Origin of the sequence: Clostridium sp. 7_2_43FAA (genome assembly GCF_000158375.2) — a bacterium.
Lineage (GTDB): Bacteria > Bacillota > Clostridia > Clostridiales > Clostridiaceae > Clostridium > Clostridium tertium.
Genome location: NZ_JH815222.1, coordinates 1,327,852 through 1,340,063, shown reverse-complemented (window position 1 = coordinate 1,340,063; position 12,212 = coordinate 1,327,852). Strand labels below are relative to the sequence as shown.

The following is a 12,212-nucleotide window of genomic DNA, read 5'->3' as shown; positions in this document are numbered from 1 at the left end:
TTTTTATTTTATATCTCTTAACATTTCTATATGAGGAATATCATCTTCTAAATATGCGTTAGAAACTTCTATAAATCCTAAACTTCTATAAAAATCCTTTATGTAAACTTGTGCAGATATTCTAATTGGACTTTCACCATAAGTATTATTTATAAATTCTATAGCCTTTTTCATAGCTTTTCTTCCTAAATCTCTACCTCTATATTTTTCATCTACTACAACACGTCCAATAGATATTTCATCATAAGAAACGCCCTTTTCAAGTATTCTTAAATATGCCACTATACTATTATCATCAGTACAGAATAAATGATATGCTGCTAAATCTTTATTATCGCAATCTTGATAAATACATTCTTGTTCTATTACAAAAACTTTATTTCTTAAAGCAAGTATATTATAAAGCTCTTTAGTACTTAAATCTTCAAATTTTCTAATCTTCCACTCCATTTTAACCACCTCCTAAACGAATTAATATCAGGAAATTAATTACATTTTTATAATTAATATACTAATCGCTTAAAAGTTAAAACCATTAAACCCCCAATTCTCTACTTCTTCATATTTAATATATATGGCATCTTTAGGAATATTTAATTCCTTTTCATATAAGTCGCAAATTTCCTTAGTTACTTCTTCCAAATCATTTTTTGAAGTTTTACCGAATATTTTCACCTCAATGAATGCTCCATATCTTAATTCTTCACCTCTAAAATATAAAGAATATTCATCTTGAAATCCTATCATAAGATAGCTTTCGCTTTTACCAGGAATTTTTGTAATTATATTTCCTAATTTAGTTTTTAATAATTCTTTTTTTTCTGCACTTAATTTCACAGTTACTTTTGATTCTATAAAAGGCATTTTTTCCTCCTTAATATGTTATACATATTTCTAACAGTTTAATAATAATTCTACTTATAATTAGAATTATTCTAAAATATAATATTATGTTATAAAAAACTAAAATCTTCATTTACTCTATCTTTTATAATTTTAAGTCTGAAAAGTACCTCAAATCCATCTTCCTTTATATTTTCCTAAAACAAATAATGCTCATATAAAATTCCTATCTATTATAGTTATTAATTCTTTAATCATAATGTCTTCTTCATATAAAAAAGATTCTTGTGTTCGAAGATACTATTTCTCAATTATTTTATTGCTAACTATATATATTATGCTTTTAATTATTTTTCTTATTATTACTAACTAATAATAATTTGTACTGCATAAATTATTATCCTGAATACATAGTTATATTAAAACACATTTTAAATACCTAACAGTATAAATGATCTTTGCTAGTTTTTAATCATATATATTAATTTTCTATAATATTATTTCTTAATAAACAATTCTTTTTATATTATTCATAAATTTTCCTTACTTTCTATAAACTTGATTATAGCATAATAAATTAATTCATAAAAGAAGAGATTATTACAATTTAATGTATAGTCTCCTCTTAAGATGAATTAAAAAATTATTCAACAATGACTATCTAGATACTCTTCTAGCTTTTCAGTTCCATCAATTAATGTATCTTTAAATATATCTTTTATATACCTAATCAATACATCAATATCAGTAAATGTTTCACCTGCCATTATTGCCTCCATTGTAATAGGTAAATTTACTCCTCCAAAAACACAATACTTTTCTTGATTATTAACCAAATTAATCATTACTCTGTTAAATGGTGTTCCTGCAAATAAATCGCACAATACTATAATTTTCTTATATATACTTAAATCTAATAATGATTTATTCAACTTCTTATCATAATCATTTATGCTGTCACTTGGAATAAAATCAACAACTTCAACATTATCGTAATCACCATTTAAACACTTAATAGCACTATATAACCCAGAAGCAAAGGTACCATGTCCAGTTATTAAAAAGCCGATTGATAATTTTTTTCTATTATTAAAATAGAAACCAATATCTACTTTATTATTAGTATTATAAGTTATATTTGTATCCATTTACTCCTCACTTAAAATATTTATAGCTTAATATAGTATATTTTATTAAGTATGTGAAGTTACAGGAAAAAGCATTTCTTCATCTCTAGCCTTCCCCTTGCAGTTTTTTATAAATAAAACATTATCGTCATCTATAATTTCTCTAGTAATAACTTTAAACTTTTTAGATTCTGGTATAAAATTAATCTTAATAATCTTATCATCACTTTCTATGAGCCTAAGTAGTATGTTGTCAAAATCGATAGGATTTTTACTTATAATATCATTTATAATAACCTCACCATTTTTTCTCTCTAAAATAGCTACAATATCATAATCTTGAAAATAATAAAGATTGTCATTAAAAATATAACTGCAATAAACCTTTAAGGGCCATTCATCATTTATTACTCCAAGTTTATTTGATACGGGATACCTATCTTTACATAGTCTTTCTATAATTAATTTGTCATTCATTAAAGATAGATTTAATCTTCTTATACTTGCAATGCTTTTATAGCCAATATTTTTATAATTAACCTTCTTATAATTTTTATTTCTTATATCATTCATGCTTATTTTATATTCAGTTTCATTTTTTCTATTAAACCCAAACTTAGGATAAAAGTCCAAAACAGATTTATTAGCAAATAAATATATATAATCTATTTTATCTTCATAATCTTTAAAGACTTCGTTCATAAGTCTTCTTATTAGTCCTTTATTTCTATAATTAATATCTGTCATAACAGTGCCTAATTGAATTACTTTTCTTATTTTGCCATCTTGAATTATTGTAAATTTATTTATAGAAACATTTGATATTACTTTTTCATTGTAAATATATGAATATGAAATATAGTTTTCATTGCAATACCCTTCCTCAAACCACATTTCAAAATTTAATCCAAATGTATCAGCTGCTAAATTACTAAAACTTTTTCTATACTCATTATTTTTACTACAATCTTTAAATAAAACAAATTCATCCATTTTTTATATCCTTCTTTTTAATAATATCTCAATATAAATTTAAATTTACTATTAAGTATCCTATAAACTAATTTTATTCCTATATACTTAGAAATTCTACACTTATATATATTAAATTATATTTTAAAATCTTAATATAATTTCAATCCAGCAACTTTTACATGATTTAATATCATATTATTTTTATTGGCATATAATATTTAAAAGCAATTAATAAAGTGTGGTTTTATGAATTACTTATTAGAGATTCAAAATTGTAAATTGTTAGGTTCTGGAGCAGAAGGTTCAGTTTACTTAACACCTGAAGGCTTTGCCCTTAAAACATTTAAAAATGCCAAAGCGGCTAAAAGTGAAGAAGAAATACTTAGAAAAACTTTAGATAGTCCTTTCTTTCCTAATCCTATATTAAGAGTAAGTAACATATTAGTAAGAGAATATGTAGGTGGAGAAAACCTTTTTGAATATATCTCAAAACATGGCTTACCTTATAATTTATCTATAGAAATAATAGATTTAATCGAGGATTTGAAAAGACTTAAGTTTAAAAGAATTAACATAAGAAATGCTCATATATTTATAAACTCAAAAGGTAAAATTATGGTTATAGATCCTAGAAAGCCATATACTAAAGTAACACCATACCCTAAAGACATAATAAAAATATTAGTTAAGCTTCATTTATTTGATAAATTTTTAAAAGATGTTTTAGAATATAAGCCAGACCTACTTCCTTACTGGACTGCTGCATATAATTATCTTGCATCTCCAAGAAAAAGAAGAATTTATCGATATGGTTAGTTAAATTAACTATAAAAAATAAATGGTTAGTAAATATCAAGTTTATATTTTGCTAGCCATTTATTTATATAGTTTTTAATCAACAATTCTCATGCTTATATAAAAATAAATAATCTTGATAATTATAGGAAAAGTCTATCTCTTTTTATTTTATTACCTTATATCTTCTTATTATCTTTTCAAGAAATTTAAGTTAATTATCAGTACTAATCTCTTTTATTCTTATTTTTGTTTCACTTTTATATCTCTTTATATAAACAATAGCATAAGCTAAATTTAATATAATACTAAGTAACGATATTCCAATCATAAATATACTATTCCTTGGAACCAAAAGCTCAACTGATTCTGTAAACCTTGGAAATGTAAAATAATACATAAACCAAGCTGCAAGAGTAAATGCCCTTGCTTGAAGCCAGGTCCCTTTTTTAATAAATATAGCTGGAATTGTAGAAGATAATATAACTATAAATTGAAGTGACGCTGATCCTGGAAAGTTTAAATATACAAAAGTCCAATTCCAAACATCATATGCTATTATCCAAAGAAGCGGCATCTTTTCCCAAATCATATCTTTTTCTTTTGAATTATCTGGCCCAATTTCTTTCCATCCATAAAATAAAGTTATTATTGATAAAACTCCAGCAATACCATTTAATATATTAGGTAAATTGCCCATAGAAAAATCTTGTACTACCGCCTCAATAATATTTGCAGATAATATTAAAGCAACTATCATTTTACTCCATTTCTTGACCCCTATTTTAGTAAATCTAACAAATATAAACCAAACACTTCCAGCAACTGCTGAATAAACCTTAATCCATTTAAACCAATATGTAACTCCATTACTTGACCATAATGGAATCATTATTATTGGTAACACAAAGAAAAATCCTATAGCAGCTAACTTTTTTCTTCTAAATAGTTCATTTAATGTTATTAGTCCAATTAATGCTGAAATCCAATGTATTATTGATAAAGTTCCTTTATGCTCTTTAAATATTGTATTATAAAAACCATTATTATACTCTATAGACTTCTCATCTAATATCTTTAAATTTCCATTATCTAATTCTTTTATTACATCACTTGCTTTACTCTTTATTATTATATTATTATTCTTATTTTCCCATATCTTTTCTTCCTTTATTTCTCCATCTCCAAATTGTTTTATTACTAATACATTGCCATTAGATTTAAACTTTAGCCTATAAAATAATCCACCTTCCCCATGCTTTCCATCAACTATTCCTTGCCAAGTTCCTGTTGGAAATTTTATATCTGTATTTGCTTTTGTAATAATACTACTAGTATTAAATATCACTACAGAAGTTATGATTGTAATAATAAACTTTAATAATTTGTCCCTAGATAATTTTTCAAAATAAATTCTCATACTAATCCCCTTTTTTTCTAATAGTTTAATATTTCTTATAAAATCCCTATTTTTCTCCTTTCATAATATATATACCATATTTTTCATATAAAATAATTATAAATAATTTCTATTTAACCTATAACTTTAAAATAAAAAAGCTATACACTAATTATAAATATAATGTATAACTTTCAATTTAAATAATATACATAATTTATTAATTAATAACTATAAAGCTCATTATAGCTTAAAGACAGCTTTATTTTAGGATTATCTCCTTGCTTTATCCATTGTAAGATTTCCTTCATATTACTTTCCTCAACTGCTACACATCCCCAAGTAGGAACTCCAACATCTACATGTAGAAATATAGCTGAACTTTTACCAATTACAACAGGGTATCTATTATAATCAATTACTAAAGCATATTTATATGAATTACTATGCTCTATTAAATACTCAGCTGAGTTCCATCTTCCATTTGGTTCTCCAAATTGCATTGTATTATAATAAGGAGAATTAACATCATCTATCCAATATTCTGATCCATCCAAAACTCTATATGGAACCCCACTTTCTGGGTTTTGTGCTGCTCCAAAAGCTTCTGTTAAACTATATACTCCAGTTGGTGTGCATAAGTCCATTTCATAGACATCCTTTGCAGCCTTCATTCCATTTTCTCCAAGCCTTGCAAACATACTATCATATTCATACCATTTTCCATTACTATCTTTTTGCCATAAGACTAACTCCGCTGTACCGCCCGTGCTTACTACTGAAATTATTTGTCTAGAATTTTGAGCAACATAAGTATTAGAAATTTTAGGCTCATTATTAGTAGGAATTGATTGCTGTATATTTGATGTATCAACTTTATTTATAGTATTTTCTTTTACTTCGTCTTCTTTTTTGTCAGATTCATCTTTTAAAACTAATTCTCTTTCATTTTCTTTTTTTATTTTTTCTTCTTCCGCATTTTTCTCTTCTTCTTTAACGCTCTTTTCTACTGAAGACTTTAAATCATTTATCTTATTTAAAACATTATTAGCCTCACTTAAATTTTATCACCTATAGATTTATTAAAACTATCTTTTAATTTGTTATAAAATTCTTCTTCATCACTATTCATATTAGGAATTTTCAAAGAACTAAAACTTTTATTTACTTCTTCTATTTGTATATTTAAACTTTTTTCCTTGTTAACTTTTACAAGATAAGTTCCAGTACTTCCTAAAACAATAAGTATCACTATAAGGAAAATACCTATTATTCTTGTCTTTTTAGTTTTTATCATCTTCTTCCTCCGTATAAGAAAATATATTTAGTTTCAATGTATTATATTAAACTCATTTATTATACTACATCGTTTTATATTTTAAATAAATAGTTAATTATTACAAAATTATTTCTTTAAAGTCTATTTATAGAAATTCTCTTAAAAGATTCATTATAAATGAAATATTATAATAATTAAATATTGACTTTTAATACAAATTTATGTAAACTTTACTTATAATTAAATAATTTAAGTGCTAGGGGTGCCTTATGGCTGAGAAATGATAATTCATTAACCCTCTTTACCTGATCTGGATAATACCAGCGTAGGAAAGTCACGATGTACTTTTGTAGAAATGATTATATCAAAGCTATAAGTATACCTCCTAGCAACTTTTAGGAGGTATTTTTTATGGATAATTTTATTAACACATTAAAAGAAGGTTTTACTGAAATTTTTAAAAACCCACTTTCTTTAGCTACTCTTATAGGAGTAGTAATTTTAATATTAGCACTTATTAAATTTAAGAAAATTAATCTAGATGCTAAAATTATGTCTAGAATAGGTATTGCTTTAGCTCTAGCTACAATACTTCACCTTATAAAGATTGTGGACTTGCCTAATGGTGCTGGAAGTATAAACTTAGGAAGTATGGTTCCTATTTTAATTATTGCTTTTATGTACGGCCCTGAAATAGGTATGCTTACTGGATTTTTATTTGGCGTTATCTATTTAATCATAAGTCCTTATATACTCCATCCAATTCAAGTTCTTTTTGATTATCCTCTTCCATTTATGGCTGTAGGACTTGCTGGATATTTTAAAAATAAAAAGCTCTTAGGTACCTTTGTAGGTATGTTTGTTAGATTTATATTTCACTTTATATCAGGCTTTTTATTCTTTGGACAATTTGCTCCTGAAGGCTGGTCTCCTATGATTTATTCCTTAGTTGCTAATGGGTTAGTCGTTGGAGGAAATTTAATTGTAGTCCTAATCATTATAGCGCTACTTCCAATAAATAGAATCATTAAGACCAGTAACAATTTCACATTATAATTTTTATTAATTATTATAGATTGAAATTTGATAATATTAATTTATTTAATTATGTATTATGATTATTTAGTAAAAATTTATTATTAGAAATCATTAAGTATTTAAGGAAAATAAGTGAATAGCAATATAATTAAACATATAATAAGAGCTAAATGTAATTAGCTCTTATTATAATTTATATTATCTATTTCCCTTATATAAATTTATTATGAATATAATATTATAATTGAGTATGACTTCATTTTAGGAACCTCTGATGTTTTAACTGTCTTTATTACTTCTACTCCTGCTTTATTAAAATCAGCAATTATATTCCATTTTCCATTTTTTGAAACTGGCATATATTGATTTATATCATAATCGTCTATTGAAGTTCCATTATATACTACAATTAAATCATTAATATTCTCTTCTATAATATTTAAATTTTTAAAATGCCATTTAATTACTCCAACATTTTCTTCTCCATTTAAAAAACTAATTTCAAGATTATTTAACTCTTCCCTCTTATCTAACCTAAAAGCTTTAAAATTCTTCCTAATTTCTATTAAACCCTTTATATAATTAAATACTTCAATATATTTTGCTTTATATCTCCAAAATATTGCATTTATGTTATCAGGGCTCTTATAACTGTTATGATCACCGTTTTTTGTTCTTAATATTTCGGCTCCACCTTGTATAAATGGTATTCCTTGTGCTGTTAAAATTATTGCAAGTGCTAATATATTTCTTCTCACTAAATGATTATCAAATATATTTTCGTCTTTTATTTTTCTATAATCTTTTTCTTTAATTCCAGGTGTTAAGCTTTTTTCGATTTGATCCCAAAGAGTATAATTATCATGTGCATCTACATAATTTATACTTTCTCTTGGGTTATATGTCAATGTATTTATAGATCCTTTTAATCCCTCTATTATGCTCCATGCTGTGGCTCCATCATGTTGATTTCCATTGACAAATCCATATGATGGACTATTATTTCCTCTTATAAAATCTCTAAAGGTATCATTAAATATGGAAAACTCTTCACCTCTTTGACTCCCCTTATAAGTTCCATTTGAAAGTACCGATTCGCCACCCTTCCACGGCTCTCCATAAATTAATATACTATCATCTATTTCTTTACTTACTTTTACAATTTCTTTCATAGTATCTATATCTATTAATTCCATAAGATCAAATCTTAACCCATCTATATTATAATCTTTAAGCCAATGTTTTATTGAATCAATTATAAACCTTCTAACCATAGGTCTTTCAGTTGCTATTTCATTACCACAACCTGACCCATTTGTAAATCTACCTCTATAATCAGTTCGAAAATAATATGCTGAAACTATATTATCTAAGCTTCTTGTTTCTTGCATATGATTATATACTACATCCATAACTACTCTTATACCATTTTTATGAAGAATTTTAATCATTTCTCTAAGCTCTATTATTCTTGATATTGGATCGTATGGATCACTTGAATAGCTACCTTCTGGAGCATTATAGTTCTTAGGGTCATATCCCCAATTTCTATTACCTTTTTTGTTTGATTTTCTTTCATCAACTGAACCAAAATCAAATACAGGTAGTAAGTGTATATGAGTTATTCCAAGCTCTTTTAAATGATCAATTCCTGTTTTTACAGTAATTTTTCTTTTCTTATCTTTATAAGTAGTCCCCTCCTCAGCCAATCCTAAATATTTACCCCTGATATTTTTATCTATTCCGCTATCATCACTTATAGTAAAGTCCCTTACATGTATTTCATAAATTATAGAATCTTCTTTTCTTAAAAGCTGTGGCCTTTCATCACACAACCATCCAAATGGCATTGATTTAACATTATTTATATCTATTAGAAATCCCTTTTCTCCATTTACTCCCACCGATACTGCATATGGATCTACTGCATAATTTATTTTTATATACTCTAATCCATTTCGATCTATATCTTTAAAATATAGTTTATATAGATAAAATACACATTCATTTTTTTTTCTACTAATCTTAGTATAATGAGTTCCGCTTTTTTCCTCTCTTTTCATCTGATATACTCTTTTTTCATTTCCATTAATATCATACCAATTTTCATATAAACATAAATCTATCTTAAATGCCGTAGGAGCCCAAATTCTCAAGTATATATTTTCTTTATCATATACAACTCCCATATCAGGTCCATCATAATAATAACTATCTAAAAAATTCCTCATAGTTACTTTACAAGGTAAAAATGTATTGCTAGCCCTTATTTCTACTAAATCACTTGGAGATACTTTTACATTTAAATTTTTGAAATCAACCTTTTTAGATAATTTATCAATTTCGTACTCACAATGTTCTTCTTTAATACCATTAATGTAAATATAAAATTTAGTTCCATCTAAAGGTGTTTTAGATAAAAAAGCTGTAATACTATCTTTCTTATCCATTATTGCAATTTCAATTCTAGGCTTCATATATTCAATTACATCTTCTAAATTTGTTATAAGATTATTTTCCCCATGAACTATATAGCAATTTTTAACTCCTTTTGGTATTTCAAACGTTGCAGTTTGCTCAGACCAATCATTTCCCCAGTTATCTCCCCAAGCTTTTCTTCTTGCAATTATATTTTCTTCCCTTACAAATGTACATCTACCAAAATCGCTTTTATTTTGTAGCTCAACAGCATATGAAACCCCATCATTTGAAAAGCTCCACAAATCCCATTTATATCCATTTCCAAAATAATCACCATCATTTTTTATAAAATGTATTAATGTACCTTCAACTTCATTTAAAATAATAGAAAATTCTCTACAAGCTCTTTCTCCTGTAATTTTATCTACACAGGTTACTTTAAGTGAATTTTTCTTTCTCAATAGCTTACTTATTTTTATTATATTATTTGAAAGCGTAATCTCTTTTCCTTTATAGTCAATTTCCCAATAAACATTTCTTATTTCTTTTATTCCAAATATGGATTCTTTCAATGCTACTAATTGTATTTCCTCATCTAGATGAAACACATTACTAGATGCTTTTATTTCTAATGAATTAATATTATATATTTTAATAGAGTTGTTATTACTTATATCATTATATGTCATATTATCACTATAGCTTATCATTCCTTCAACTCCTAAAATCTTTCTATTATATTTTATTCCTATCAATAATTATTGCCCCTACATATTTTTTCTTAATCATAAGTAAAACTTATTTAATTCAAAAAATTATATAACCACTCTTTCATTATCTACTTCATCTTTATGTACCTCTTTACTAAATTTTCTTTTAATTCATGACAACTATTATATCAATTCAATATTTTTATTGATTTGTAAATACTTATATGGTATTATTTAAAAGACTTTAAGGGAATGAAGTTCTCCCTTGACTTATGTCTAAACCGCTTTGGTAAGCTAATGACTTCTGCAAGTTTTTTTGCAGAGCTCATTGGCTTTTTTTAATAAGAAATAAAGGAGGATTTTATGTTAACAAGCATAGCACTTATTATTTTATTAGGTCTATTTATTGGCTCTATTTTTACTAAACTAAAGCTTCCAAGCCTTGTAGGTATGATATTAACAGGCATTATCTTAGGCCCTCACATGCTTAACTTATTAGATTCTAGTATTATAGGCATATCATCTGAACTTAGACAAATAGCACTTGTAATAATTTTAACTCGTGCAGGCCTTGCATTGGATATAAAAGATTTAAAAAAAGTTGGAAGACCAGCAATTTTAATGTGTTTTATACCTGCAACCCTTGAGATATTAGGTTTTATTATTCTCGGTCCAAAACTTTTAAATTTACCTATATTAGATTCTGCAATACTTGGAACAGTCATAGCTGCTGTATCCCCAGCTGTTATAGTTCCTAGAATGCTTAAGCTTATGGAAGAAGGTTACGGTACTAATAAAAGTATTCCTCAATTAATATTAGCTGGAGCTTCTGTCGATGATATTTTTGTTATTGTGCTATTTACTTCATTTACAAGCATTGCAACTACTGGATCAAACTTTTCAATAAGCTCCATAATAGAAATACCTATATCTATTATCATTGGAATCATATTAGGAATTTTAACTGGTATTGTTCTAGTATATTTATTTAAAAAAATTCATATAAGAGATTCTATTAAAATTCTTATAATTTTAAGTGTATCTTTTTTATTTATTACAGTTGAAGATTTATTAAAAGGATTCATTCCTATATCTGGATTATTAGCTGTTATGAGCCTTGGTGCAACTATACTTAAGATTTATTCAAAACTTGCCAGACGTATATCTAATAAATATTCAAAACTTTGGGTTGGCGCCGAAGTATTTCTATTTGTTTTAGTTGGGGCTAGTGTAGACATTAAGTACGCAATGAATTCCGGAATTATTACTATTATTTTAATTTTAGGAGCATTAGTATTTAGAATCTTTGGCGTATTATTATCTTTGATAAAGACTGAAATGAATTTTAAAGAAAGATTATTTTCCGCTATAGGATATATGCCAAAGGCAACAGTTCAAGCTGCTATTGGAGCATTGCCCTTGTCAATGGGATTAGCTTCTGGAGAAATAATATTAACTGTAGCTGTTCTTTCAATAATTATTACTGCTCCTCTTGGAGCAACTTTAATTGATAATACTTACAAAAAATTGCTCTCTATTTCAAAGAATAAATAAAATAAAAGCTATAGATACAATTTGTATGCTTATATTACATAACCATACAATTTTCTATAGCCTTTTTTATT

11 protein-coding genes and 2 riboswitches are annotated in these 12,212 nt (G+C 25.9%); of the genes, 3 read left to right on the top strand and 8 right to left on the bottom strand.

The features are described from left to right. Positions 1-3: 3 nt before the first annotated feature. The 4 genes from CSBG_RS07855 to CSBG_RS07840 form a co-directional block, all read right to left on the bottom strand. Complete coding sequence (locus CSBG_RS07855; RefSeq protein ID WP_008678520.1) at positions 4-450, bottom strand: GNAT family N-acetyltransferase; 447 nt, start codon at positions 448-450, stop codon at positions 4-6. Between the two features lie 69 nt (positions 451-519). Further along, positions 520-864 (bottom strand): phenylpyruvate tautomerase MIF-related protein, encoded by a 345-nt coding sequence (locus CSBG_RS07850; RefSeq protein WP_008678518.1) that lies wholly within the window; start codon positions 862-864, stop codon positions 520-522. Positions 865-1,490: 626 nt separating this feature from the next. Then, on the bottom strand, positions 1,491-1,991 hold the full coding sequence (locus tag CSBG_RS17705) for a PTS sugar transporter subunit IIA (RefSeq protein ID WP_008678516.1): 501 nt from the start codon (positions 1,989-1,991) through the stop codon (positions 1,491-1,493). A gap of 45 nt (positions 1,992-2,036) precedes the next feature. Continuing rightward, the gene (locus tag CSBG_RS07840) at positions 2,037-2,963 is read right to left on the bottom strand and encodes a GNAT family N-acetyltransferase (RefSeq protein WP_008678514.1); all 927 of its coding nucleotides are present in this window, start codon (positions 2,961-2,963) and stop codon (positions 2,037-2,039) included. Positions 2,964-3,191: 228 nt separating this feature from the next. On the opposite strand from CSBG_RS07840, the gene CSBG_RS07835 reads away from it, so the two are divergent. Further along, positions 3,192-3,761, top strand: coding sequence for a serine/threonine protein kinase (locus tag CSBG_RS07835; RefSeq protein WP_008678512.1), 570 nt, complete (start codon positions 3,192-3,194; stop codon positions 3,759-3,761). Between the two features lie 193 nt (positions 3,762-3,954). Here the strand turns inward: CSBG_RS07835 and CSBG_RS07830 are convergent, their stop codons facing one another. The 3 genes from CSBG_RS07830 to CSBG_RS07820 all read right to left on the bottom strand — a co-directional run bounded on the left by CSBG_RS07830 (position 3,955) and on the right by CSBG_RS07820 (position 6,436). Beyond that, complete coding sequence (locus CSBG_RS07830) at positions 3,955-5,160, bottom strand: DUF5692 family protein (RefSeq protein ID WP_008678510.1); 1,206 nt, start codon at positions 5,158-5,160, stop codon at positions 3,955-3,957. Positions 5,161-5,363: 203 nt separating this feature from the next. After that, entirely contained in the window at positions 5,364-5,924 is a 561-nt protein-coding gene (locus CSBG_RS07825) for a L,D-transpeptidase family protein (protein WP_276508066.1), read from the bottom strand. A 272-nt stretch (positions 5,925-6,196) separates the two neighbouring features. Then, entirely contained in the window at positions 6,197-6,436 is a 240-nt protein-coding gene (locus tag CSBG_RS07820; RefSeq protein ID WP_008678505.1) for a hypothetical protein, read from the bottom strand. 230 nt (positions 6,437-6,666) lie between these two features. Further along, positions 6,667-6,767, top strand: a riboswitch (TPP riboswitch). A 62-nt stretch (positions 6,768-6,829) separates the two neighbouring features. Here CSBG_RS07820 and thiT point away from each other — a divergent pair. Continuing rightward, positions 6,830-7,474 (top strand): energy-coupled thiamine transporter ThiT, encoded by a 645-nt coding sequence (gene thiT, locus CSBG_RS07815; RefSeq protein WP_008678504.1) that lies wholly within the window; start codon positions 6,830-6,832, stop codon positions 7,472-7,474. Positions 7,475-7,680: 206 nt separating this feature from the next. Here the strand turns inward: thiT and pulA are convergent, their stop codons facing one another. After that, entirely contained in the window at positions 7,681-10,632 is a 2,952-nt protein-coding gene (gene pulA / locus CSBG_RS07810) for a type I pullulanase (RefSeq protein ID WP_142418915.1), read from the bottom strand. A gap of 194 nt (positions 10,633-10,826) precedes the next feature. Continuing rightward, positions 10,827-10,901, top strand: a riboswitch (Fluoride riboswitch). A 49-nt stretch (positions 10,902-10,950) separates the two neighbouring features. Between pulA and CSBG_RS07805 the strand changes: the two genes are divergently transcribed. Next, on the top strand, positions 10,951-12,141 hold the full coding sequence (locus tag CSBG_RS07805) for a cation:proton antiporter (protein WP_008678501.1): 1,191 nt from the start codon (positions 10,951-10,953) through the stop codon (positions 12,139-12,141). Positions 12,142-12,212: the final 71 nt, after the last annotated feature.